General features: G+C 66.6%; 23 protein-coding genes and 4 pseudogenes. 23 read left to right on the forward strand and 4 right to left on the reverse strand.

Going from position 1 to position 22698, the window contains the following annotated elements; translation table 11 throughout:
* On the reverse strand, nt 1-518 hold a 518-nt coding region (locus tag ABS772_RS08715; RefSeq protein WP_350393798.1), incomplete at its 3' end, for an OPT family oligopeptide transporter.
* Between the two features lie 168 nt (nt 519-686).
* Here ABS772_RS08715 and ABS772_RS08720 point away from each other — a divergent pair.
* The 7 genes from ABS772_RS08720 (at nt 687) to ABS772_RS08750 (ending at nt 6404) form a co-directional block, all read left to right on the forward strand.
* Complete coding sequence (locus tag ABS772_RS08720) at nt 687-1283, forward strand: urea carboxylase-associated family protein (protein WP_350393800.1); 597 nt, start codon at nt 687-689, stop codon at nt 1281-1283.
* 273 nt (nt 1284-1556) lie between these two features.
* On the forward strand, nt 1557-2312 hold the full coding sequence (gene gntA / locus ABS772_RS08725; protein ID WP_350393802.1) for a guanitoxin biosynthesis heme-dependent pre-guanitoxin N-hydroxylase GntA: 756 nt from the start codon (nt 1557-1559) through the stop codon (nt 2310-2312).
* Nucleotides 2313-2315: 3 nt separating this feature from the next.
* Nucleotides 2316-3344, forward strand: coding sequence for a class I SAM-dependent methyltransferase (locus ABS772_RS08730; RefSeq protein ID WP_350393803.1), 1029 nt, complete (start codon nt 2316-2318; stop codon nt 3342-3344).
* Nucleotides 3341-4288: an L-histidine N(alpha)-methyltransferase gene (gene egtD, locus ABS772_RS08735; protein WP_350393805.1), complete on the forward strand. Its 948-nt coding sequence runs from the start codon at nt 3341-3343 to the stop codon at nt 4286-4288. The genes ABS772_RS08730 and egtD overlap by 4 nt, the downstream gene beginning before the upstream one ends.
* 163 nt (nt 4289-4451) lie before the next feature.
* A complete protein-coding gene (locus ABS772_RS08740) occupies nt 4452-4682 on the forward strand; it encodes a hypothetical protein (RefSeq protein WP_238254723.1) in 231 nt (76 codons plus the stop codon).
* Nucleotides 4683-5024: 342 nt separating this feature from the next.
* The gene (locus ABS772_RS08745) at nt 5025-5372 is read left to right on the forward strand and encodes a helix-turn-helix domain-containing protein (RefSeq protein ID WP_350393807.1); all 348 of its coding nucleotides are present in this window, start codon (nt 5025-5027) and stop codon (nt 5370-5372) included.
* A gap of 270 nt (nt 5373-5642) precedes the next feature.
* Entirely contained in the window at nt 5643-6404 is a 762-nt protein-coding gene (locus ABS772_RS08750; RefSeq protein ID WP_350393808.1) for a sulfotransferase family 2 domain-containing protein, read from the forward strand.
* A gap of 344 nt (nt 6405-6748) precedes the next feature.
* Here the strand turns inward: ABS772_RS08750 and ABS772_RS08755 are convergent.
* Nucleotides 6749-7029 (reverse strand): annotated as a pseudogene (locus ABS772_RS08755) (hypothetical protein).
* 299 nt (nt 7030-7328) lie between these two features.
* Between ABS772_RS08755 and ABS772_RS08760 the strand changes: the two are divergent.
* The 13 genes and pseudogenes from ABS772_RS08760 to ABS772_RS08820 all read left to right on the forward strand — a co-directional run bounded on the left by ABS772_RS08760 (nt 7329) and on the right by ABS772_RS08820 (nt 18526).
* Nucleotides 7329-8642 carry a tyrosine-type recombinase/integrase gene (locus ABS772_RS08760; protein WP_350393809.1) on the forward strand — a complete coding sequence of 438 codons (1314 nt, stop codon included), beginning with the start codon at nt 7329-7331 and terminating at the stop codon, nt 8640-8642.
* A gap of 184 nt (nt 8643-8826) precedes the next feature.
* The gene (locus ABS772_RS08765; RefSeq protein ID WP_166059433.1) at nt 8827-9030 is read left to right on the forward strand and encodes a helix-turn-helix transcriptional regulator; all 204 of its coding nucleotides are present in this window, start codon (nt 8827-8829) and stop codon (nt 9028-9030) included.
* Complete coding sequence (locus ABS772_RS08770; protein ID WP_350393811.1) at nt 9027-9281, forward strand: DUF6074 family protein; 255 nt, start codon at nt 9027-9029, stop codon at nt 9279-9281. Before ABS772_RS08765 ends, ABS772_RS08770 begins: the two co-directional genes overlap by 4 nt.
* 128 nt (nt 9282-9409) lie before the next feature.
* Nucleotides 9410-9844, forward strand: coding sequence for a hypothetical protein (locus ABS772_RS08775; RefSeq protein ID WP_350393812.1), 435 nt, complete (start codon nt 9410-9412; stop codon nt 9842-9844).
* 260 nt (nt 9845-10104) lie between these two features.
* Nucleotides 10105-10314 (forward strand): hypothetical protein, encoded by a 210-nt coding sequence (locus tag ABS772_RS08780; RefSeq protein ID WP_350393813.1) that lies wholly within the window; start codon nt 10105-10107, stop codon nt 10312-10314.
* Complete coding sequence (locus tag ABS772_RS08785; RefSeq protein WP_350393815.1) at nt 10311-10610, forward strand: hypothetical protein; 300 nt, start codon at nt 10311-10313, stop codon at nt 10608-10610. The genes ABS772_RS08780 and ABS772_RS08785 overlap by 4 nt, the downstream gene beginning before the upstream one ends.
* Nucleotides 10610-11014: a hypothetical protein gene (locus ABS772_RS08790; protein WP_350393816.1), complete on the forward strand. Its 405-nt coding sequence runs from the start codon at nt 10610-10612 to the stop codon at nt 11012-11014. The genes ABS772_RS08785 and ABS772_RS08790 overlap by 1 nt, the downstream gene beginning before the upstream one ends.
* Nucleotides 11015-11878: 864 nt before the next feature.
* A complete protein-coding gene (locus ABS772_RS08795; RefSeq protein WP_350393818.1) occupies nt 11879-12208 on the forward strand; it encodes a hypothetical protein in 330 nt (109 codons plus the stop codon).
* Between the two features lie 5 nt (nt 12209-12213).
* Entirely contained in the window at nt 12214-12588 is a 375-nt protein-coding gene (locus tag ABS772_RS08800) for a hypothetical protein (RefSeq protein ID WP_350393819.1), read from the forward strand.
* 86 nt (nt 12589-12674) lie between these two features.
* Nucleotides 12675-13648, forward strand: a pseudogene (locus ABS772_RS08805) (sensor domain-containing diguanylate cyclase); the annotation flags it as partial.
* Nucleotides 13649-13935: 287 nt separating this feature from the next.
* Nucleotides 13936-16179, forward strand: coding sequence for a GAF domain-containing hybrid sensor histidine kinase/response regulator (locus tag ABS772_RS08810; protein WP_350393821.1), 2244 nt, complete (start codon nt 13936-13938; stop codon nt 16177-16179).
* Nucleotides 16180-16605: 426 nt separating this feature from the next.
* Entirely contained in the window at nt 16606-17505 is a 900-nt protein-coding gene (locus tag ABS772_RS08815; RefSeq protein ID WP_350393822.1) for a phosphatidylserine decarboxylase, read from the forward strand.
* Between the two features lie 94 nt (nt 17506-17599).
* Nucleotides 17600-18526, forward strand: coding sequence for a DUF6328 family protein (locus ABS772_RS08820; RefSeq protein ID WP_350393824.1), 927 nt, complete (start codon nt 17600-17602; stop codon nt 18524-18526).
* A gap of 396 nt (nt 18527-18922) precedes the next feature.
* Here the strand turns inward: ABS772_RS08820 and ABS772_RS08825 are convergent, their stop codons facing one another.
* A complete protein-coding gene (locus ABS772_RS08825; RefSeq protein WP_350393825.1) occupies nt 18923-19417 on the reverse strand; it encodes an SGNH/GDSL hydrolase family protein in 495 nt (164 codons plus the stop codon).
* Nucleotides 19418-19496: 79 nt separating this feature from the next.
* Here ABS772_RS08825 and ABS772_RS08830 point away from each other — a divergent pair.
* From ABS772_RS08830 to ABS772_RS08840, 3 genes and pseudogenes are all read left to right on the forward strand, one after another.
* Nucleotides 19497-20089 (forward strand): annotated as a pseudogene (locus tag ABS772_RS08830) (IS3 family transposase); the annotation flags it as partial.
* Nucleotides 20090-20110: 21 nt separating this feature from the next.
* Nucleotides 20111-20951, forward strand: a protein-coding gene (locus tag ABS772_RS08835) for an IS5 family transposase (RefSeq protein ID WP_350393827.1) whose coding sequence is annotated in 2 segments (ribosomal slippage) — nt 20111-20470 and nt 20472-20951 — 840 coding nt in all. Because the reading frame shifts where the segments join, the coding sequence is not laid out codon by codon here.
* Between the two features lie 12 nt (nt 20952-20963).
* A pseudogene (locus tag ABS772_RS08840) lies at nt 20964-21800 on the forward strand (ATP-binding protein); the annotation flags it as partial.
* Nucleotides 21801-21926: 126 nt separating this feature from the next.
* On the opposite strand, the gene ABS772_RS08845 reads toward ABS772_RS08840, so the two are convergent.
* Complete coding sequence (locus ABS772_RS08845; protein WP_350393828.1) at nt 21927-22403, reverse strand: hypothetical protein; 477 nt, start codon at nt 22401-22403, stop codon at nt 21927-21929.
* Nucleotides 22404-22698: the final 295 nt, after the last annotated feature.

The following is a 22698-nucleotide window of genomic DNA, read 5'->3' on the forward strand; positions in this document are numbered from 1 at the left end:
ATCCAGAGGGGACCGCCGCCCCGGTCGCCCGCCTCGCCCGCATGCAGCACCTCGGCGGCGGCGGTCCCCTCGGGATAGGGAAGCCCGGCACCCATCACGAGCGCGCGCCGCAGAGGGATCGAGTAGACGAGGCCGATCAGACCGCCGACGAGGCAGACGGCGGTGGTCTGCCAGAAGGGGAACCCGTGCCAGTGGCCGATCAGGACGAGGCCCGGCAGGACCAGGATGACGTTGCACAGGGTGCCCGCCGCCGACCCCTGCGTCTGGACGATGTTGTTCTCGAGGATGCCGGAACCGCCGAACAGGCGCAGCAGACCCATCGAGAGCATGGCCGCGGGGATCGAGGTCGAGAAGGTCACCCCCGTCTTCAGGCCCATATAGAGGTTGGCGGTCATGAACACGACCGTGATCACCGCCCCCAGCAGGAGCCCGCGCAGGGTGATCTCGGCGATATGACGGGAGCCGTCCTGAGGGGCATCGCCGGGCGGTGGTGAGCGGTCGTCGGATCGTGCGTCCACGGGCAGGCATCTCCGGTGCCGCCCCGCGGTTCGGGACATCGACACGGTTCGGGAACCCGACGGCCCCCTCGTCTGATCCCCCGTCGCGCCGACGCCGCGGCCAAGCCTGGTCCGTGGCGGGTCGGCGCGGATCTGCGGGGCAGGCCCGCATCGAGGAGAGACCAAGAGATGAGCCGACCGGTGCGCCACGAGATCCCGCCGCGCTCGGGGACCGCCTTCACCCTCGATCGCGGCCAGCGGCTGACAGTGATCGATCCCCAGGGCGAGCAGGTGGCCGACCTCGTCGCCTTCCGCCGGGACGACCTCGACGAAGTCATCTCATCGGGCCGCACCATCGACTACGCCTCGCGCATCTTCCTGACGACGGGCGACCCGATCTACTCCAACCGCTCCAACGTGCTCCTGCGCATCGTCGAAGACACGGTGGGCCGCCACGACTTCCTGCTCACCCCCTGCTCGGCCGACACGTTCCGGATCATCTACGGCGACGAGCATCCCCACCGGGGCTGCTTCGGCAATCTCGCCGCGGCGCTGGCGCCCTACGGGATCGCGCCCGACCGCATCCCTGTCGCCTTCAACGTATTCATGCACGTCACCGTCGACGGGCAGAGCGGCGAGATCGCGGTGCAGCCGCCGCTGAGCCGGGCCGGCGACCGGGTGAGCTTCGTAGCGGAGACCGATCTCGTCGTCGGCCTCACGGCCTGCTCGGCGCTTCAATCGAACAACTTCTCCTTCAAGCCGATCCACTACGAGATCGAGTCTTGATCGGCGCCGGGAAGATGTTTCCGGGAGCCGACTGAACTCTGCGCCACGATGCCGCGGCTGATCAAGACAATCCGCAGATAAGCGCGGCGGCGAAAGCCGGCGTTATCCCCAGGCCCCGAGGAACAATGGTCGGGAGCCGAGGTTCCCCGCGCAGTTCACCTTCTTCGAGGACCGGCGGACCGCGCGTCGGCCGGCTTCCCTCTCACGCTCTTCATCGAACCGGGCCCACAGGCCCGGTCGCGACGTTCGCTTGCCCGCTTCGCACGAGGTGTCATGCTTCTGCCCACCGACGACACCGGTCATCCGCTCGCCGAGCGCTTCCGGCACTTCATCCGCCAACAGCCCTTCCCCTGCGTCGGCGCCAAATCCGCCCTGTCCCGCGGCCAGCTCAAGGTCCTCGTCGCCCGCGACGTGACCTCGGACGCCGACGACGCGCGGATCTACCCGGCGCTCCTGGCCTTCATCTGCCGCTACCGCGCGCGCCGCGACCAGTTCCAGAGCTTCGCCGTGGTCTTCGAGAAGGCCTCCCATCTCACCGAGGAGGCGTTCGAGGCTGCCCTCTGGCGGCGGATGCAGTCCCTGTCCGACCGCGACAGCGGTCTGGGCCATGCCCAGGACTCACGGGTCTCGTCGGATCCGGACGATCCGCATTTCTCGATGAGCCTGGGCGGCGAAGGCTTCTTCATCGTCGGGCTGCATCCCGGCGCCAGCCGCAAGGCGCGCCGCTTCGACCACCCGGTGCTGGTGTTCAACCTTCACGACCAGTTCGAGCGCCTGCGGGCGGAGGGGCGCTACGAACGGCTGCGCGACTCGATCGTCGAGCGGGACGCCGCCTGGGCCGGCTCGGTCAATCCGATGCTCGCCCAGCACGGCGAGCGCTCCGCCGCCCGGCAGTTCAGCGGGCGGGCGGTGCCGGACGATTGGGTCTGCCCCTACCGGCGGCGGGAGGGTGCGACGCAGTGGGATGCGCAGCAGGTCGCCGCCGACCTGCGCTCGGGCGCCTTCGTTGCCGGACAGATGGAAGGCTGAGCGATGACCACGGCCGATGGTCCGACCCACCCTGCCCCGCCGGCCGGGACGGGGGCGCGCGACAAGGGCGGCGAGGAGGGCCGCGAGGAGGCGCTCCTCGCCTTCGTCCGCGCGGTGCGCGAGAGCGGCTACCGCTTCACCACGGTGACGCCCGCCACCCATGCCCGGGTCAATGCCCGGCCCGAGAACGCCGTCGCGCGATCCCTGCGCGACGTGCTGGGCTGGAGCCGCCCGTTCCGCCAGGATCTGATCCCGGCGGAGCTGACCGACCTGATGCGGGAGGCGGGCGTGCTCGACCGGGCGGACGGCCCCCTCATGAAGGCGCGGGTGCGCTTGTCGAGCCTCGACGGCGAGTTGTTCCTGCACGCGGCCTATCCGCCGCTCGCGGCGGATTCCGTGTTCTTCGGCCCCGACACCATGCGTTTCGCGGACGCCGTCCTCGCCCATCTCGAGGAGCGGGCGCGCGACGGACGGCCGGCGCCGCGGCGAGTCGCCGATATCGGCTGCGGATCCGGCGCGGCGGGCATCGTCGTCGCGAAACGGGTGCCGGCGGCCGAGGTGGTCCTCGTCGACATCAATCCCGCTGCCCTGCGCACCGCACGAATCAATGCCCGGCTCGCGGGCGTGGAGAACGTGCATCCGGTCCAGAGCGACATGCTGGGCGGGGTGGAGAGTTCGTTCGACCTCATCGTCTCGAACCCGCCCTTCATGGTGGATGCCGGCGGCCGGGCCTATCGGCACGGCGGCGGGCCGCTCGGCGCCGGATTGTCGCTGCGCGTGGTCGAGGCGGCGACCGAACGGCTGGCGCCGGGGGGCACCCTCGTCCTGTTCACCGGCTCCGCCATCGTCGAGGGTCATGACAACTTCCGGGACGAAGCGGGCGCGCTGTGCGCACGGGCCGGACTCGACTGGTCGTACCGAGAGTTCGACTCAGACGCCTATGGCGAGGAGCTCGACGATCCGGGCTACGCGGCGGCCGAGCGCATCGCGCTCGTCGTCCTCACGGCGACGCGCCCGGTGGGCGCCCGATGAGCGCGGTGGCGGGAGAGGCGGACGAGCGGGCCGAGTTCCTGCGGGACGCCCTGGCCGGTCTCTCGGGCGATCCCAAGACGTTGCCCGGAAAATACCTTTGGGACGAGACCGGCTCCGACCTGTTCGATCGGATCTGCGCCCATCCCGACTACTATCCGACGAAGCGCGAGATGGCGCTCCTGCCCCGCGTCGCGGCCGAGGTCGCGGCGCTCGTCGGTCCGGGGGTCAGCGTGGTGGAGTTCGGCAGCGGCGCGAGCCGGAAGATCCGCACGCTCCTCGACGCCCTGGAGGCGCCCGCCCGCTACCTCGCCCTCGACATCTCCGGCGCCTACCTCGAAGCGGCGATCCGGCGCCTCGCGCCGGACTATCCGGGGGTGGCGATGACGCCCGTCGTCGCCGACTACTCGAAGCCGGTTCGCCTGCCGCCGGGGGCGGCCGCGCCCCCGATTCTCGGCTTCTTCCCCGGCACCAGCATCGGCAACTTCACGCCGGATCAGGCCGGCGGTTTTCTCGCCCGCGCACGCGAGACGCTGGGGCCGAGCCAGTTTCTGGTCGGCGCCGACCCGACCCGCGACCCAGTGCGCCTGCGCCGCGCCTACGGGGAGTCCGGCGGCCTGATGGCGGCCCTGCATCTCAACCTCATCGACCGGATGAACCGGGACCTCGGCAGCGATTTCGACCGGGAGAGTTTCCGCCACGAGGTGCGGCTCGCCGACGACCCGTTCCGGGTCGAGGCGCATCTCGTGGCGACCCGGCCCGGCTCCTACCGGCTCGGCGACCGGACCATCCGCTTCGCGGCGGGCGAGAGCATCCGCACCGACACCTCCCACAAATACCCGCCCGACGCCTTCCGCGCGCTCGCGACGGCGCAGGGCTGGGCCCCAGTCCGCCTCTGGGTCGATGACGACAGCGGCTTCAGCCTGCACCTGTTCCGGACGGGATAGGCGGGTGGCGCTCGTTCGCCCCCGGCGTCTCGCGTTGCACCGACGCCGCGCCCGGACCGTGGATCGCCGCAGCGCAAAATTTGGGACGCTCAGTCAATTCAGCCAAGCCGTCAGCGGGTAGCCTGATGGGCAAACGAGCCAAACGGCACCGTGACGAATGACCATGGTTGGAAGAGAACTCATCCAGTACGGGCGTCCCCTGCGCGGACGGCACGAGGCTTGGATCTATCGGCGCTCGACGCGTCTCGTGCCGATCCTGCTTCGTGCGAAGGCGAGGACCGGACGGCCGGGTGTGGGGATCGTGCGGCCCGGCGACAACGACAACACGGCCGGACAGGCGACGCCGAACAGGGACGAGCGGCGTGGCTGGGAGCCGTCGCTCGCCGTGAAGTGAGGCTTCCCGGTCGTCGCCCCCTGGGCGCTCGGGGCCGCCGTGATCAGCGCGGCGTTCGGCGCGCTTTCGCCCAGGATGCGAACAGGTAGCCGACACCGCTCAGTCCCAAGATCCCGGCGATGATGCCGAGCCAGATCAACCCGCCTTCCATGCCGTCCTCCGCTCATGCCTGGAAGGGGAACGTGAGGACAGGCTGGAGTTCCATTTTCTCGTCGGACCGGCGATCGATCCGGCGCGCCTTCGCGAAAGCCATTGCGGGGCAAGGCCGTTCGCGGCGAGCGACGGGGTGCGCGGTACGGTCCATCTGCACCTGGGAAGCTCGACAGCCACGCAGGATGAGGCTTGGCCCTGGCGTCCGACGAACGCGCAGGTCGGGGCCGGTACTCTCGATCGCGTAGCGACGCTCTCAAGGTCGATCGACATCCGCTGCATCGGCCGTACTGCATTGCCGCGCCATCCTGCGCATCGTATCGGCGCCACGGACCGGTGTTTGTGCCGCTGGCTTATGGGATCGAGGACGCTGCCGCCATCATCGGCATCAGCCGCTCGACGCTGTTCGAATACATAAAGGACGGCCGCGTCCCGTCGTGGAAGATCGGCGCCAGCACCGTCATCCATCAATGCGATCTTGAGGCCTTCCTCGGCGCGGCACCGTTCTCGGCGGCGACCGAGGCGGCACGACGGGGCTGATCTGATGCCAACTTTCAGCACAACACCCCGGGGCTTCGGCCTCGGAGCCTTTTTCGTGCGCGTAGGATGCTGGTTGAGGTCGCGTGGGCGCCGTGTGTGGAGCGTGCATCTCCACTATGACCACCGCCCGCCATCGCCAATTGTTGCCCAGTTCGGCTAACATGGATGGCGCTGGTTTCTTATTGCGGATCCGTGTTTCGTGCCGATAATGCCTTGTATCGCATCCGATGGTTATGCGAACGGACATGAGCAAAAGTCGAGCGGCCTAGCATGTTGAATTCCATAGTACCTTCGAGATCGAAAATTCTTCCTTTTCTTCTCGCATCTCGGGCGCATCCTTATGCTTACGTATTTGTTCCAAAGGCGGCCTGCTCCACAACTAAACTAGCATTGTGGCTGGCCGAGCAAGAGCTCACCCCCGCCATCGGCCACATTGACCAACCAATGTCGATACATGCTCGGCAATACTCTGCAGACTCTCCTTGGCTCACACCCGCCTCTGGCGATTATCACACTGCGATTGATGGGAAATTCCTAAATCCGATCTACCTGTTTAGTTTCGTTAGAAGCCCTTATTCACGTATTTTTTCGTCATATAGAAACAAAATACTTGGGGTAGAAAAAGGAATCGATAAACATGACTATTTCCCCGAATTAGGCTGGCGTCGCGCAGCTCCCCCAAGTTTTGAAGATTTCCTCAAAATCGTGAGGGATCAAGAGCCCGCAGCCCGCAATGAACACTGGAGACTTATGACAGATATCCTGTGTTATGAGGACATAATATATGACAATATATATAAGATGAAAAATTTTGCACATGACTTTACCGACCTCATGTCTCGAATACTTCCAGAATTGAAATCTACGCGCCAGCAAATACATATCAATGATACGCGCTCCGGAGAGCACCGAAGAAGCGCTTATTCGACTGCTGCAATCGATCTGGTGAAAGAAATCTACAGGACTGATTTTTTGAGTTTTTCATACGCAATTGACGTTGATCCGGCCGATCCTCAAAATGCATCCGTGTAAAACTTGAACAAGTAAACGCCTGCACCCCGTCCGGCACCCGCCGTGCGGGCTTTTTTTTCCGTTTCAAGCTCCCGCCTGCCGCCGCCGAATGCATCTGCTTCCGCACCTCGCCCATGCGGTCGTCATCGCCGATGCCAGCCTTTGCAGCCTCACCCCTCGCGAACTTGTCGATCTTCCGCACTGGCGCAGGCCGCGCACTTCGGCCGCGGTGCGCTCGTTCGCGATCTCACGCTCGCCGACTCGATCGGTTGCCTCTCCACGATGCGCCGGACCCGTAGTGCCACCGCTTGCCCCAGGCTGCGTCGCTCCCGGATATCAGCGCGCGGGCAAGCAGGTCGGCATCCTCAAGATGCACAGGTTGAGACCTTCCGCTCCCGTGCGAGTAGTATCGCCGCGCGCATCGCCCCGCGCTTCAGGCTCGGGATGCTCTCGCGGTTGGCGACGACCTGATTCGCCCAGCCATGCCCGGCGACGGCCGCGGCGAGATCGAGGACGTAGCCGTCGGCGATCGGGTGGCGTCGGTCTAGGGGTCGGCAAGGTACGCCTCTAACGCTGCGCTTACCTGCTCGTTGGTGACGGCTTTGGCTTTGAACGTTCGCCGACGGTTGGGGGATGAATCGGCCATGCCGCACCACGAAAACGAAAATTCTAGGGGGTTGCAGGGGAAACAGTCGAGCCGATCGCCGGGAGCAATGCCTAAGTCATCGAATCGATTGGTGGGCGGTGAGGGACTCGAACCCCCGACCCTCTCCGTGTAAAAGTGAATTGCTGAGTTTCCGCCAGTTTCCCTGAGCTTGCATAAGTGGCTCGGGTCACTTCCATTTCCGACATTTCTAGGTCTACGCTGTTTCCCTGAAATTCCGCCAGATTGCGCGCTCGGTGCCGTCACCGTGCCGTCGCGGAGCGAACTCGAGAGCGCAGCCCATGGCGAAAATCCGGGTCAGCAAACGGACGGTCGATGCCCTCGAGCTGCGCAAGAAGGCGTATGTCGTCTATGATGAGGATCTGACCGGCTTCGGCATTCGCGTAGCGCCAGCGTCGGCCCGGTATCCCGCCGGCCTGAAATCCTTCGTAGTGGAGTATCGGCCGGGCAGCGGCGGCCGCGGTGTCCGGAGCGTGCGCCTCGCGATCGGCCGCTATGGAACGATGACGCCGGATGATGCGCGGCGCTTGGCGCGTGAGAAGCTCGCGCAGGCACGCCACGGCGAGGATCCGGCTCAGCAGCGCCGGCAGGAGCGCAGCACACCGACCGTGGCGGACGTCGCAGCGCGGTGGATGGCGGAGCACGTTCAGGCCAAGTTCGCCGGCAAGACGGCGATTCTGTACCGCTCGTATCTCGGCAAGCACGTGCTGCCCGCGATCGGCGGGAAGAAAGTGAACCTCGTTTCGCCGGCCGATATCGACGCGCTGCATTTCACCCTTGGAAAGGCAGGCAAGCAGCCGACCGCGAACCGACTCGTTTCGATGCTGTCCGCCCTATTCAATTTTGCGATCCGGCGCCGGATGGTGCCCGGCGGATTTTCGAACCCGGTCCTTGGGCTAGGACGCTACCGCGAGGAAAAACGCGAGCGCTTCCTCACGACAGGCGAGCTCCAACGGCTGGGCGAGGTGCTGAAGCAGGCGGAAACCGAAGGGCTTACCTGGTCGCCCGATCCAGCGAAGAAGACGAAGCACGCTCCGCGGCCGGAGAACAGGCGAGAGGTTTACCCGCCGCACGTCACGGCCGCGGTTCGGCTGCTGCTGTTCACTGGCTGCCGCCTTCGGGAAATCCTCCATTTGCGCTGGGCCGAGGTGGATTTCGAACGGGGGCTCCTGTTCCTGCCGAAATCCAAGACCGGCAAAAAGACGGTGGTACTCAACGCCCCCGCGCTTGACGTTCTCGCCGCGCTTCCTCGAGCCGGATCATTCGTCATCGCCAGCACCGACCCGGAAAAGCCGCGTGCGGACCTGAAGAAGCCTTGGGACCGGATCACCGCGGCGGCGGGCCTGAGCGGCCTGCGGATCCACGATCTGCGCCACTCCTTCGCCAGCGTCGGCGCATGTGGCGGCATGGGTCTGCCGATCGTCGGCAAGCTCCTCGGCCACACACAGACCAGCACAACGGCCCGGTACGCTCATCTTGATGCGGACCCGTTGCGGCGCGCGTCCGAGCGAATCGCTGCAACGATCTCAGCAGCGATGGATGGCAATCCGTCAGCTAAAATAATTTCCCTCGCGACAGACCGCGAGGTGGCTTGACTATCATCAGACTGCCCGTAGTTTGATGGAAGCCGCCCGAGATTGTGTCTCCGGTTGGGCTTCTCGAACTCAGAGGCCGGATTGTCGGCCCAAGTCGATCCTTTGGATTGCTTGGGCCGTTTTGGCTTGTGCGCTCCAGATATCGACTTGGGCCAGTGTTTGACCAAGTCATGGAGTGTTCGCGATGAGCTCGCGCCTATTCACGACGCCAGAGGCTGCCCAAGAACTTGGCGTCAGCCCAAACCATCTTGAGAAACTGAGGGTCACCGGCGGCGGCCCGGAATTCATAAAGCTAGGCCGAAGTGTGCGGTATGAGCCGACCGCACTTCAGGCTTACGTCGCCGCCCGTCGACGACGCTCAACCTCCGATCAGGGAGGAACGTTATGAGCGCTGCCGTCCTCCCTTTCCCCCGCTCTCGCAATCGGCGGTTCATCCGTCGGCATGCCGGCCGCATGGCTACCGCATCGACCGCCGCGAAAGCCGAGGCGCATCTGCAACGCCAACTCCTGATCCAGCGTCAGGCCATGGAGCGGCGCGGCGTCGAGCCAGAGCGCATCGCGGCCGAGCTGACAGCGACGGAGGGCCACATCCGCGCCGCTTGCTGGACGCTGCTCCTCGCACCTGGGGGCGCAGCGTGACGGAGCACCTTACGCGCCGCAGGGTAGACGCTACCGGGCGATCGACCGGCAAGCTCGCGGACTCGAAGTTTCGGAAGGTGAATTCACCCCCTCCGAAGGAGCCGTGGATCTGGCTCACGCAATCCATCGTGGAGAGCTACGCCTGGCGCGCTCTGTCCGGCGGAGCGCATAAGGTGATTTTTCGAATTGCCCTGGAGCACATGCTTCATGGCGGTTCGAGAAATGGCGATCTGCCGGTGCCTTGGTCGGATTTCGAGGCCTATGGGGTCGGATCGGCCTCGGTGCTGCCCGCACTCGAAGAAGCGATCGCGGTTGGTCTAATCGAACGCACAGATCCAGGTCACAGAGCCTGGGGCGGCTTTAAGGGGCGCGCTGCGCGGTATCGGCTGAGCTGGCTTCCAACACACGATGGGCAGCACCCGCTGAAAGAATGGCAGCGTTTCGCATCGCTCGTGGAAGCAAGGAAGGTCGCGAATGCTGCCCGCAAAGCGGTGACCTCGAGCCGCGACCAACTCGATGTTGCGACGATTTCAGAGAGACCGAGAAGGAAGCTCGCGGGCTGACGACGAATATCTCGGATTTCTGTCCACCCCTAAAACCGAAGTGGGTCCACCCCTAAAACCGAAGCTAGACCCCCTCCACCACCCCTAATCTGAGGGTGGAAAGCGGGTAATTTCCCACCCCTAAACTGTGGGGACTCTAAATATCTTGGGTAGCAGCTGCACGCGGACAGCGCGCCGGCCTGCCCTCCACACCACCACCATTCGAGATTGGTCGCCGCTCGGCGGCCGTGCAGCCTGGCATCTGCCGGGAAGGAGGAAGCATGTCTGCAACCGAAAATGAACGTCGGCGCTGCGCGGTGATGACCGCCTCCGCACGGTCCGTGGGCCCGGTGACGGCCGCGCTGCGGGCAATGCGGGCGGACACACCGGAAATTCGAGAAATCCAGGCGTTGCGCGACGCCATCGCCGAACGGATCGAGCGGGATATCGAATTGCTCGACAGGCTCGACGCTGGAGAATTCCGGTCATGAGCTCGCGAAAAAGGAATCCCAGAACCGAGGGGCGCGGCTTCCTGGTTCACATCCGCCACAAGGGCTCCGAACGGATTGTCACCCCGCGCGTGAAGCGGATCCCGGAACACTTCACCCTCGCCGATGCCCTGGCGGAGGCCGAGCGCCTCGCCGACGCGTCCGGCTCACCGTGCTCCGTCTTCTCGGAGGTTGGGACCGTGCTGCCGGGTGACGGGGTCGCTCTGATCCCCAAGCTCGCGAGAACTCCAATAGTCGAAGTGCGCCGCCGCCGCGCGAAATCAGCAGGGGGAAAATGATGGGCGTCGTTCTGACATTTCCGCCGCGTCCCGGATATCGTCCGTCGGCGCCGAAGCCGAAATCCCCGCCCGTTCTCGAGATCGCAGACGACCCTCCCGGCGCACCGGATGAGGAATTCCAGCTGGGCCTGAGCGAGGGCCTCCGCGCTGCGCACTGGTTCGTGGATCGCCGAGAGGAATTCTCACGTCTCGCCCGAGCGCGTCAGGTCAGTTGGCTCGATTTCCTCGAAGAGTTCCAGCGCTGCGCGCATGTCGCTGAGAACCCGGCAGCGGCGAGTGCACCGCTTCGCCAGTTTGAGGCGTATGTCTACGGGGCCCGCAGCGGTGGCATCCACGGACCATACGCAGCCGGCCACAGAGCAGCGTTCGCCTTGACCGAACAGTTCGTCGCCAGTCTCCACTAATCAGCGATCCACCCCGGATTGGCGCAGCGTCACCCCGCGCCATTTCCGACCGCACGAAAATGCCCGCCGAATTAATTAATGGCGGATCAGCATTCGAAATTCGACGTGCCAGTACGGGCGAGTCATGGCCGGAACGGCGAGCGACAAACCTCAGTTTCCGTGCTAAGGCTGCAGTGTGTTGCGTAATGGAGTGCTGCCATGGTCATCGAGTCAATCCTCGATGGAATCCGAATTGGCACCGTAGTCCGATCGAGCGGAAGCGCGTTCGCCTACGATGCCAATGACGTCGTTGTGGGGCAGTTCGCGAATATCGACGCCGCCGCGTTGGGTCTCGCTCGGCTGCGTCAGCCTGAGAATGACCCGAAGCCCTCGAAGTCCCTGGATGGTGAGGCGCCTTTCGTGAACGCTGACGGAGCTTTTCCAGACAGCCGGTCGCGTAATCCACCAGACATGGCGGTCAGCCGTTGCGCTTTAGCTTCGCAAGCACGGGCATAGTCGTCGCGCTTGGACACCGGCGGCATAGCACAGCAGTCAGAATTGTTACGGTTCTGCATTGTGAACGCACCCTCTACTAGAGCGCATGCTCTGTAAGCCGGAGAATGCTGGGCGCGACGGCCAGTTCCCGATCCAGACACTCGGTTTGGTATCGCACCATGGCAGGTGGGGTGGCTCCGCCTCAGCCTATGAACTGCCCCTGAGATCGGAATGGAGGGGTAGCGGGGTCAAATCTCCAGGGCCTGAGGGGGTCCGGACCGCAAGGGGTCGCACAGACAGAATTCCCGCGCGCGTTTTTGAGAATTTCCGGCCTGCGGATCGAGCCGATTCCGCCGGTCCCTCTGCAACTCCACGATTTCTGGTGCTGGAATGCTCAAGCCGAAACCCCCGAAAAACCTCAAGAAATTACCGGGTGCCGACAAGGCTCGCGGAGGCCGGCCGACGCTGGAGGACGCGCTACGCCGGAAGATTGCAGCTGTCGGCGTCGATCCGGTGCTGGTCGATCCGCGGCGAGTTCTCGCGGGCATCGCGGTCGACGAGCAGGCGCCGGCTACGGCCCGGGTTGCGGCCGCTCGAGCGCTTCTAGCCTCGCAGGCTGGCCTGCCTCCTCTGGTCTACGTCGATCCCGACGAGGTGCCGGAGGAGGACGTCGTCACCCGCCGTGCGCTCGCCGTTCTGACAGCAGGGAGACCGAATTGAGTGCTATGCCCACCATCGGCACGCACCGCGGCGTGCCCCTCCACGCCTACCAGTCAGCGGCGCGCATCCAGGTCGTGAAGTCGGCGATCGACGCCGTTTACGAGATCGGAGACGCGGTGGCGTTGGCAGCCTACGCTGCTGATCCGGCACATCCGCCAGAGGCGCGCCTATTCGCAGCAGCGCGGTGCGAGGCGACATGGCAACTCGCCGCCGAAAGTCGGGCAGTCCGGCCCATCGTCAACCTGGCTCTTGTGCGTGCTTCGGTCGCCGGGCTTGGAACGCGGCAATGGATGTCCCCGAGCCATTACGGCTCCGATCTCGATCCGACCGGCCGGTTGGTTAAGCGCGAGCAACCCATTCCAGCCGAGGATTTCGGCTGATGACAGGAGAGAAGCTCTCCCGCACGATCAGCGCGGTTGCGGCGGCGCTTGATGTCCCGCAGCACGTCCTCCGGTTCTGGGAAGCTCGTATCAATAAGCATGACGGGTCCTTCGGCAGCGTGGTGCTCGGTAGCCTCATGCTCTCCTATTCAGCAGGCTCTTCGACCGGATCGGCCTAGGTCAGGACGGCGCGATCAACCTCTACCTGCGGGAGGGCACCCGCGTCGCGCGCCATCCCTACGCCGAGGCCGGCATCGGCCTGAACATCGCCGGCACGCCGAACTTCGACTGTTTCGTACGTGAGAAAAGCGGAGCCTTCGTCGGCACCTCGGTCCGCGACGGGGTCGAGCGGCAATACGCCTTCATCCAGGTCGGCGACCTGCCGCTCGCCCTCAACGTCGCCCTGGCGACCCGGGAAATTGAGGCGGGTTGGCGCGCGAAGGCACTCGTCATCAGCGTCGTCGTCCTCGCGCTGAGCGGCCTGACCGTGTTCCTGTCCCTGCTGTACGGACGTGACCTGCGCCGCCGCGCCGTACTGCAGGCCGAACTCGCACGGCTCTCGCTGACCGACACACTCACCGGGCTGCCCAACCGGCGCCGCTTCGAGCAGGATTTCGAGCGGGTCTTGAAGAGCGCGCAGCGGACGGGCAAGCCGGTCTCGCTGCTCGTCGTCGATGCCGACCACTTCAAGCGCTACAACGACCGCTACGGGCACGCCGTGGGCGACGCGGTGCTGAAGGGCCTCGCGCGCCACCTCTCCGAGAGCGTGCACCGGCCCGATGACCTCGTGGCGCGCGTGGGCGGCGAGGAATTCGTGGTGATGCTCCCCGACACCGATACTGACGGCGCGCTGCGCATCGCCGCCAAGATCCACCAGGCAGTCGCGACGCTCGACGTTCCATCCGCGGGAATCGGTGCCGGGGCGGTGACAGTGAGTATCGGCCTGGCGACCGGCCCCGGCGCGGCCGGGGAGCAGGCCGAGGCGCTGTATCGCGCGGCGGACGCGGCCCTCTACGAGGCCAAGGCCGGCGGGCGCAACCAGACCCGGTGCGCCGCGCCCGCAGGCGGGGGGGTCGGGTGCTCCGCATGGTCGGCACCTGATCCGGCGAGACCGTACCTCTCGAAAGCTTTCCGATGCCGGCCGATCCGAACCGCGCGGGTTCGTTATGCTGAGCGGCCTGCCCGATCCGGCCAGACGGCAACGTACCGCAGCGCCTGGACGGTACGCCGGCTTGCCAAGCTTCGGCTTCTGCCGTCTGGTTACCTTCATCGGTGAAGACTGGGATAGGGCCCGGCCCACCGGCACCTGAGCCGGACCAGCACGTCAACAAGTCGAGCCCGCCCCGGATGACCGAGAGCGCCACCCCCGAGTTCCCGCTCTTCCTCGCCGGCGGGGGGCTCATAGGCGCGATGATGCGCTGCCACGACTGGTCCGGCTCGCCGCTTGGGCATCCCGACGCTTGGCCGCCCTGCCTGCGCTCGACCGTGAGCCTGCTGCTCGGATCGCGCTTCCCGATGTTCGCGGCCTTCGGGCCCCAGCTAGGCTTCCTCTACAACGACGCCTACGCTGAGATCCTGGGCGGCAAGCACCCCGCCGCCCTCGGCGGCCGCTTCCACGACATCTGGTGCGAGATCTGGACCGACATCGCGCCGCTCATCGAGAAGGCGTTCGCTGGCGAGCCGACCTGGTCGGCCGATATGCCGCTGACCATGAACCGGCGCGGCTATGACGAGCTGACCTGGTTCACCTTCTCGTACTCGCCGGTCCGTGACGAGCATGGCGAGGTTGCCGGCATGTTCTGCGCCTGCACCGAGACCACCGGGCGCGTCCAGGCCGAGGCGGCCCTGCGCGCCAACGGGGCACGCCTGCAGTTCCTCGATCAACTCGGCAAGGAGACGGCCAGGAGCACCGACGCCGACGAGATCCTCGCGACGACCACCCGCATGGTCGCCGAGCATCTGAACCTCTCCAACTGCGCCTACGCCGACATGGACCCCGACCAGAACGGGTTCACAATTCGGGGCGACTGGGCGGCCGAAGGCTCGCCGAGCATCGTCGGGCACTACAGCCTCGCGGATTTCGGCAGGCGGGCCGTCGAGGACCTTGGCGCCGGCCGACCCCTGGTCATCAACGACAACCTCGCGGAACTGGCGCCCGAGGAGGCCGCGACCTTCCAGGCCATCGGCATCGCGGCCACGATCTGCATGCCGCTCGTCAAGGATGGCCACCTGACCGCGCTGATGGCCATCCATGACCGGGTTTCCCGCACTTGGTCGGACTACGATCTTGCGCTGATCACCGAGGTGACGGAGCGCTCCTGGGCGCACATCGAACGTGTTCGGGCAGTCGCGAAACTCGAAGCGCTGAACGCGACGCTTGAGCAGCGCGTCGAGGAGCGGACCTCCAAGCTCGTCGAGACGGAGGCGGTGCTTCGCCAGTCGCAGAAGCTCGAAGCCGTGGGGCAGCTCACCGGCGGCGTCGCGCACGACTTCAACAACCTGCTCACCATCATCCGCTCGTCGGTGGACTTCCTACGGCGGCCCGATCTGCCGGACGAGCGTAAGTTCCGCTACCTCAACGCCGTGACTGAGACGGTGGATCGCGCCTCCAAGCTGACCAGCCAGCTTCTCGCCTTCGCGCGGCGCCAGACCCTGAAGCCCGAGACCCTCGACGTCGGCGCGCGCCTGAGAGCCATCGGCGACCTGCTGGACACGGTCACGGGCGCCCGCATCAAGGTCGTGACCGACCTCCCGGACCAGCCCTGCTTCGTCGAGGTGGACCTCAGCCAGTTCGAGACGGCGCTCGTCAACATGGCGGTGAACGCGCGCGACGCGATGGACGGAGAGGGCACCCTGACACTGCGGCTCGAATGCTGCGTGCCGCTGCCGCCGATCCGCGGGCATGCCGGCGCGCCGGGCCCGTTTGCGGCGGTTTCGCTCGGCGACACCGGATGCGGCATCCCATCCGACCTGCTCTCCCGCGTGTTCGAACCGTTCTTCACGACCAAGGAAGTCGGTAAGGGGACCGGCCTCGGCCTCTCGCAGGTCTTCGGGTTCGCCAAGCAATCGGGCGGCGACGTGAAGGTCGAGAGCGTTCTCGGCCAGGGCACCACCTTCACGCTCTACCTGCCGGAGGTGCAGCCCGAAGCGTCCGTCGTCGAGCACGATGTCGAGGCCGCGGAGGTCGATCCGGGCGGCGCCGGCCAGCGGGTGCTCGTCGTGGAGGACAACGTCGAGGTCGGTCGCTTCGCCACGCAGATCCTGGAGGACCTCGGCTATGCCACGACCTGGGCCGGCAACGCGGAGGAGGCACTGGACAAGCTCGGCGCGAGCGGCGCCGATTTCGACGTCGTGTTCTCGGACGTGGTCATGCCGGGGATGGGCGGGATCGAGCTTGCCAAGCTCCTGCGTCGCCAGCTTCCCCACCTGCCGGTGGTTCTGGCGTCCGGCTACAGCCACGTGCTCGCGCAGGAGGGCAGCCACGGGTTCGAGTTGCTGCAGAAGCCCTACTCGGCCGACCAAGTCTCCAGGGTGCTGCGCAGGGCGCTGGCGCGGAGGCATCCGCGAGCCGCCTCCCGCGCGAAGGGCTGAAGCCGCCGGCTCGGCCGCTTTCACGCCCCCGGGTTCCGGAGCTGGGTTCATGCAGGAGATCTCCGGGCGCGTCTCCGTTGGCGCCATCATTCCCTCCGAATCCTGCCGGGGCTCCGGCTCCGGGCCGGCGTAGGCCGTCGATCCTGCCGGCGGCGGCATGGATGGCCGTGCCGGCCGGTTGCGCGGGTCCCGGGTGAAGGAACCGATACGAGGGTCGACGGTCGCGCCCGTGCCGGTGAACGGCTCTTGGGCATCCGGAAAGCGAATGGAGAGCCCTCCGCCGCCCGGGGCGCGGCCGCGGCTGCGGACCCGCGCCAGGCGGCGTGCCCTACCTGACGTCGGGCGAGGGCGCTGGGAACGCTCCTGGCGGGGAGAGGTTGTTGCCCCCGGACCCGTCAGCTTGGCCGGGTCGCGCGTGGAGGCATGATGGCGGCCGATCCGAAGTCACTGAAGCTGTGGGACCGCGACACGGGCAAGGCGGTCGAGGAGTTCATGCCCGACCACCAGACCACCTTCGAGACAAGGCCGCTGCGTGCCCCGGGACAGTGGCTGCGCGCCACCCCGTTCTTCGACAAGCTCTACGCGCTCTACCAGGACGCGCCCTGGACACGGCGCAGCATCGAGCCGTTCGTGCGCGAGTACAAGATCGACATGAGCGAGTTCGAGGAGCGCCGCTATCGCTCCTACGCCGACTGGTTCGTGCGCGAGTTCAAGCCCGGCAGGCGCCGCTTCCCGACCGATCCGGCGCAGATGGGCGCTCCCGCCGAGGCGCGCTACTTCGGCTGGGAGCGGTTCGGGCCCGACCAATGCTTCCCGGTGAAGGGCCAGTCCCTGGCCGCTGAGGCGATCCTCGGTAGCTCCGAGCGGGCCAAGCCATTCATGGGTGGACCGGTCCTGCTGATGCGGCTCTCGCCGGTGGATTACCACCACGTTCATTACCCCGACGACGGGCGCACCCTGGACCATGAGCGGCTCGGGCGCAGCATCTGGACGGTGTCGTGGAGGGCCGTGCAGAACAAGCTGGACATCTACATCCGCAACGAGCGCCAGGTGAACATCCTGGAGACGAAGCATTTCGGACGGCTCGGCTTCGTCGAGTTCGGCGCGCTGACCGTCGGCCGCATCGTGCAGCGCCACCCCCTCGACCGGCCGTTCGAGCGCGGCGCGCAGAAATCGGTGTTCAAGTTCGGCGGCTCGGCAGTCGCCGTCTTCGGGGAGCCCGGTGCCTGGCGCCCTGCCGACGACATCCTGGAGCACACGCCGCAAGGCATGGAGACCATCGTGCGCCTGGGCGAGCCGGTTGCCACCAGCCTGAGGAACGCGTAGGCGTCGCCACCTCGATCCTAGAGGGGCCACGTCCTGGAACCTGCCGCGGTGGCAGTCGATTGCTCCATCCCTGCCTCGTTAAACCTCGTCGCGTATGTCCCTGTCGAAGAAGGTGAAGGTCGGCCTCGACGAGACCCGCATCCTGATCCTCGGCTCGCAGATCCTGCTGGGCTTCCAGTTCCAGGGCGCCTTCCGGCCGGCCTTCGAGCACCTGCCGTTCCATGACCGCGTTGTCTGGTTGGGCGCTCTCGGGCTCATCACGCTGACCATCGCGCTCCTCATCACGCCCTCGGTCCAGCACCGGATGGTGGAGGGCGGACGGGATACGAAGCGCCTGCTTGGTGTGATCGGGCGCTACGCCGGGCTCTCGCTGGCGCCGTTCGCCATGGCGCTCGGAGCCGACCTGTTCCTGGCGGCGGAACCCGTCCTTGGGCCTGGCCCCGCCGTCACGGTCGGCCTTGCGACATGCGTCCTCGCCCTGCTGTTCTGGTACGGGCTAGAGACGGCGAAGGCACGTGGCGTAGGAGAAAGGGAGCGTGCGATGACGCGGCGGGAGCCGGAATCCGAGCACACCTCGTTGGAGACCAAGGTCGAGCAGATGTTGACCGAGGCGCGCGTCATCCTCCCAGGGGCGCAGGCGCTTCTCGGCTTCCAGCTCGTGATCACCTTCTCCGAGGCATTTGAGAGGCTGCCCTTCGCTTCGAAGGTCGTGCACTTGGTGGCGTTGGGGCTCCTGGCGCTCACGGTGATCTGGCTGATGGCGCCGGCCGCCTTCCACCGCATCGTCTACGCGGGCGAGGACACGCCCGAATTGCATGCCCTCGGCACACGCTTCCTCCTCGCGGCCAGCGTGACGCTGGCGCTGGGCATCTCGGCCGACCTCGGGGTGGTGGTGGGGAAGGTGGTCAACTCGGACGCGGCCGGGCTTGCGGCGGCTTCGGTCTCCCTGGTGGTGCTGTCCGGGCTCTGGCACGTGTACCCGCTCGTGCTGCGGGCCCGCGACGGCGGCCTCGGTGGCTGATCGATCTCACCCGGTCCGCGGGAGGGGACGCCGGAGAGCCACGGCTTTCGATGAGGGCGGCCATCCGAAGAGGCGAAGCCCGGCCGACCGAAGTCATCGGCGTCACGGTCCGCCTGCCCGGAACACGGTGCCTCCGCCCCGGTTACCTCGAACACGACGATGTCGTCGTGCGCTGTCCCGCCCTTCTCCGCCCAAAGACCCTCAGCGGGGCCACGCGTGAAAGCCGTGAGTCCGCCAAACTGCTTAGTGAGTTCCGACCGCACGCCCTCGTACTCGCCGCCGGAGAAGGCTTGGCCCTCGTTGTCGAAGAGAGGTAGGAGGATCTGGATCTAGTGATTCTGCATCAGCGGTCCACGAGGTCGGGCGAGGCTAGCGAGAGGGGCTGTGGGTCTGCCGCTATCCGGCAAAGACTCTGGTACCTTGCAGCTCAGAACGCGCATAAAGGAAAGCCGCGATAGCCTGAGCAATCTTCTGCCCACCTTGCACGGACGGCTCGATGGGGTTGGCGAAGTCCGCGTCTTCATTGCATAGCAGGCGTAGGTCCACCAGCGAGAGCCGCCGCGTGAAGGCCTCGCGCGTGATCACGTCGTTGAGCAGCGCGAGGGCTGTCGTGGTCAGCCGCCTTCGCTGGGAATCCAGATAACGCGGGTCGTAGATCGTGCAGAGTGCCGTAGGGCATGCCGTCGCCTGGACCGAGTCCAGCATGGCGCTGTACGCGGTCTGAAAGCGCTCCCGTACCTCAGCTAACAGGTGGAGCGCCTCAGCTACCGACCGAGTGTGGAGCTCGATTACGCCCGAAGCTCTCAGCGCATCATTGCCACCCACACTTACCACGAGGTGGGTCGCGTTGCTGGGAAGACGGCTCAGCTGGCGCGGCACGTCCGAGATCACATGACCATCGACCTGACCTGACCGGCTGGCTTTGGACCGGGCTGATTGAGAGGATCAGCCTGGATCAGAGGAGTTGGGAATGAAGCGAGGACGGAGGCCGAGCGCGGAGCAGGTCGTGCTGAAGCTGCGCCAGATCGAGGTGCAGACCGCCCAGGGCAAGAGCTTGGCGCTGGCGTGCAAGGAGGCGGTGATCTCCGAGCAGAGCTACTACCGTTGGCGCAAGGAGTACGGCGGCCTGCAGGTCGATCAAGCCAGGAAGATGAAGGATCTTGAGCGTGAGAACGCTCGGTTGCGCCGGCTCGTGGCTGACCTATCCCTGGAGAAGCAAGTGCTGGCGGACGTCGCGTCGGGAAACTTGTAGCCCCCGAGCGACGCCGGCAGGCGGTGGACGCGATCGAGGGGATGTATGGTCTCTCGGAACGTCACGCCTGCCGGATCGTCGGCCAGCACCGCGGCACGCGGCGCTACGTGCCGACCGTGCCGGCCGACGAGGATGAGCTGACCCGCGCCATCATTGCCTTAGCGTCCGAGTATGGGCGCTACGGCTACCGCCGCGTCACCGCGCTGCTGCAGGCAGACGGCTGGCAGGTGGGCAAGGATCGGGTTCAGCGCATATGGCGTCGCGAGGGGCTTAAGGTCCCTAGGGCGTCTCTGCAAAGGGTTCACGGATGGGGTTAGCGGCCCCATGTGGGGATGACGCGACGCTTTGAACTGACCGATGCGCAGTGGGAGCAGATCGCCCCGTTGCTGCCTCCGCAGAAGCCGCGCACGGGCCGGCCTGCGGAGGATCACCGCCAAGTCCTTAACGGCATGCTCTGGATCCTGCGCACCGGCGCACCCTGGGAGGATCTGCCCGCGCGCTATGGTGCTGTGGGAACGGTGTCGAGCCGGTTCTACCGCTGGCGCAAGGCCGGTGTGTTCGACCGTGTGCTGCAGCGGCTGCAGGCACAAGCGGATGCCCGCGGCGATCTCGACTGGGACCTGCACTTCGTGGACGCCACGGTGGTGCGCGCCCACCAGCACGCCGCCGGGGCCCGCCGGTCCGGCGCCATCGGGGGGGGAGGCAACGGTCGAGGGCATGGGCGAGGCGCTCGGGCGCAGCCAGGGCGGGTTTTCCACCAAGCTGCATCTGCGCGCCGAGGGCGGGGGCAAGCCGATCACGGCCGTGCTCACGGCGGGCGAACGCCATGAGCAGTTCGCGCTGGAAGCGCTGATGGACAAGGGTGCGGTGCCGCGGCAAGGACGAGGCCGCCCGCGCCTGCGGCCCCGTCGGACAGCGGGTGATCGGGGTTACTCCAGCCCGCCGGCCCGTCGCCGCCTCAGGCAGCGGCGGATCGAGCCGGTGATCCCGACCCGCAAGGACCAGCTCCGCCAGTTCGACTTCGACAAGGCCGCATACCGCGAGCGCAACAAGGTCGAGCGGCTGATCGGCCGGCTCAAGCAGTATCGCCGCATCGCCACCCGCTACGAGAAACGGGCGGCCAACTACCTCGCCATGGTCACGCTTGGCATGACCATGCTCTGGCTCACATGACTTTGCAGAGACGCCCTAGACCCGATCCGCATCGACCCAGCCCAGTTCGAGGCGGCGGTGCTGAACCTCATCGTCAACGCGCGCGACGCGATGGAGGGCTGCGAGGGGCACGCCCGCATCGCCATGGCGAGCCGCAACGTCCATCTCGGGACGGGCGCCGTCGCCGACCGGGGCGTGGCGCCGGGTCCTTACGTGGCGGTGTCGGTCAGCGACACCGGCAGCGGCATCCCGGCGGACAAGCTCCAGCGCGTGTTCGAGCCCTTCTTCACCACCAAGGAGGTTGGCAAGGGCACGGGGCTCGGCCTCAGCCAGGTCTACGGCTTCACGCGCAGTGCCAAGGGTTTCGCGCAGATCGAATCCGAGGTCGGCTGTGGCACGACCGTTACCCTTTACATCCCGCGTTCGACCGACCCTGCCGAGGAGGAGCCAGGTGCCGGCCCGGCGGGGGCCATCCCGTTGCGGCGTGCCAGTGAGGGCGAGACGGTGCTGCTCGTCGAGGACGACGAGCAGGTGCTCGCCATGGCCGTCGAGAGCCTGGAGGAGCTGCACTACCGGGTCGTCGTCGCCCGAAACGCCGCCGAGGCGATGGAGCACCTCAAGGGCGTGGAACGCATCGACATCCTGTTCTCCGACGTGGTCATGCCGGGCGGCATGAACGGCTCGCAACTGGCGGTGGAGGCGCGGAGGCTTCGGCCAGGCCTCAAGGTGTTGCTGACGTTGGGCTACGTGGCGAACCTCGACGAAGGTCAGGTAATCGGACAGGGTGAGTTGACGGTGCTCAACAAGCCCTACCGCCGTGACGAGCTCGCCCGCTCGCTCAGGCTCGTGCTCGGCGCAGGCGAGCGCTGACCTGCGGTCGGCGGGGGGGCGGGGCCCGCCGCCCCGCCCATGCCTTTCCATCCGGATGCGGCGCCGCGGCCGGTGGTCCCCCGGTTCGGCAACCGGGAGCGGTCCGTATCCGTCCGAGGCAGTGTCTCAGGGGAAGGTCCGGGACCGGTTCTTCGGTTCAGCGTAGGCGACGACCAGAGCGGCCAGTCCGGCGGCGACCACATCCTCGGCAAGCCCCTTAGACCGCCCTGCCGCCGTATGCGGGTCGCCGCCCCTTGCGGCTCGCCCGAGGAGCGTGCCGGCCACCGCGCCGGCGACCCCGGCGAGGGCACCGTACTCCGGAGATGCCTGGCGCCCGGCCAAGGCCCAGCCCCCGACGGCCCCGATGACAAGCCGGAGCGCGAAGGAGGGCGCGATGCGCCGGTCGGGGGCGAACGGCATCTTGTCGCCGGCCATCTCGGCCGCGGCGGCCGTGGTGGCAAGCGCGCGGGCACCCGGCCCCGCGGGGATGAGGTCGCCGCGCGTCCGTCCTTGCGAGGCGGCCCAGGTTAGCGCGGCGCAGGCGGACATGCTGCGTATCCCGGCCACGAACCCAATGCCCAACGAGGCCCCGTACTCCTGCATTCGCGCGCCCTTCCCAGATGCCTTTATCTAATGGCAAAGCGGCTGCGTTGGCCGGTGTTCCGCGCGGCCGAGGCCGGGCATCGCTCGCGACGAAGGTCGCTAGTGTGCCCGAACCTGCTGATGTCGTGGCCGCCGCTTATAGGTCCGCTTCTTCCTACCAAGCGGGCCTCTGGTTTAGCAGGCGCGAAGGTCTACTTTGGGTTGATTTCGTTGAAAAACGCAGAGGCAGTGCTTTGGGCATCGCTCAAGACAGGGCGCTGGAGAACTTTTTTCTTTTCCTGTAGTGCGATGCCGC

Origin of the sequence: Methylorubrum podarium, assembly GCF_040270385.1 — a bacterium.
Classification (GTDB): Bacteria; Pseudomonadota; Alphaproteobacteria; order Rhizobiales; family Beijerinckiaceae; genus Methylobacterium; species Methylobacterium podarium.

Coding starts and splice junctions, on each gene's coding strand:
- gntA (WP_350393802.1), top strand. CDS start 1,557: ATGCTTCTGCCCACCGACGACACCGGTCATCCGCTCGCCGAGCGCTTC.
- ABS772_RS08765 (WP_166059433.1), top strand. CDS start 8,827: ATGAGCTCGCGCCTATTCACGACGCCAGAGGCTGCCCAAGAACTTGGC.
- ABS772_RS08800 (WP_350393819.1), top strand. CDS start 12,214: ATGCCCACCATCGGCACGCACCGCGGCGTGCCCCTCCACGCCTACCAG.
- ABS772_RS08770 (WP_350393811.1), top strand. CDS start 9,027: ATGAGCGCTGCCGTCCTCCCTTTCCCCCGCTCTCGCAATCGGCGGTTC.
- ABS772_RS08795 (WP_350393818.1), top strand. CDS start 11,879: ATGCTCAAGCCGAAACCCCCGAAAAACCTCAAGAAATTACCGGGTGCC.
- ABS772_RS08750 (WP_350393808.1), top strand. CDS start 5,643: ATGTTGAATTCCATAGTACCTTCGAGATCGAAAATTCTTCCTTTTCTT.
- ABS772_RS08845 (WP_350393828.1), bottom strand. CDS start 22,403: ATGCAGGAGTACGGGGCCTCGTTGGGCATTGGGTTCGTGGCCGGGATA.
- ABS772_RS08815 (WP_350393822.1), top strand. CDS start 16,606: ATGGCGGCCGATCCGAAGTCACTGAAGCTGTGGGACCGCGACACGGGC.
- ABS772_RS08730 (WP_350393803.1), top strand. CDS start 2,316: ATGACCACGGCCGATGGTCCGACCCACCCTGCCCCGCCGGCCGGGACG.
- egtD (WP_350393805.1), top strand. CDS start 3,341: ATGAGCGCGGTGGCGGGAGAGGCGGACGAGCGGGCCGAGTTCCTGCGG.
- ABS772_RS08780 (WP_350393813.1), top strand. CDS start 10,105: ATGTCTGCAACCGAAAATGAACGTCGGCGCTGCGCGGTGATGACCGCC.
- ABS772_RS08810 (WP_350393821.1), top strand. CDS start 13,936: ATGACCGAGAGCGCCACCCCCGAGTTCCCGCTCTTCCTCGCCGGCGGG.
- ABS772_RS08740 (WP_238254723.1), top strand. CDS start 4,452: ATGGTTGGAAGAGAACTCATCCAGTACGGGCGTCCCCTGCGCGGACGG.
- ABS772_RS08720 (WP_350393800.1), top strand. CDS start 687: ATGAGCCGACCGGTGCGCCACGAGATCCCGCCGCGCTCGGGGACCGCC.
- ABS772_RS08790 (WP_350393816.1), top strand. CDS start 10,610: ATGGGCGTCGTTCTGACATTTCCGCCGCGTCCCGGATATCGTCCGTCG.
- ABS772_RS08820 (WP_350393824.1), top strand. CDS start 17,600: ATGTCCCTGTCGAAGAAGGTGAAGGTCGGCCTCGACGAGACCCGCATC.
- ABS772_RS08785 (WP_350393815.1), top strand. CDS start 10,311: ATGAGCTCGCGAAAAAGGAATCCCAGAACCGAGGGGCGCGGCTTCCTG.
- ABS772_RS08760 (WP_350393809.1), top strand. CDS start 7,329: ATGGCGAAAATCCGGGTCAGCAAACGGACGGTCGATGCCCTCGAGCTG.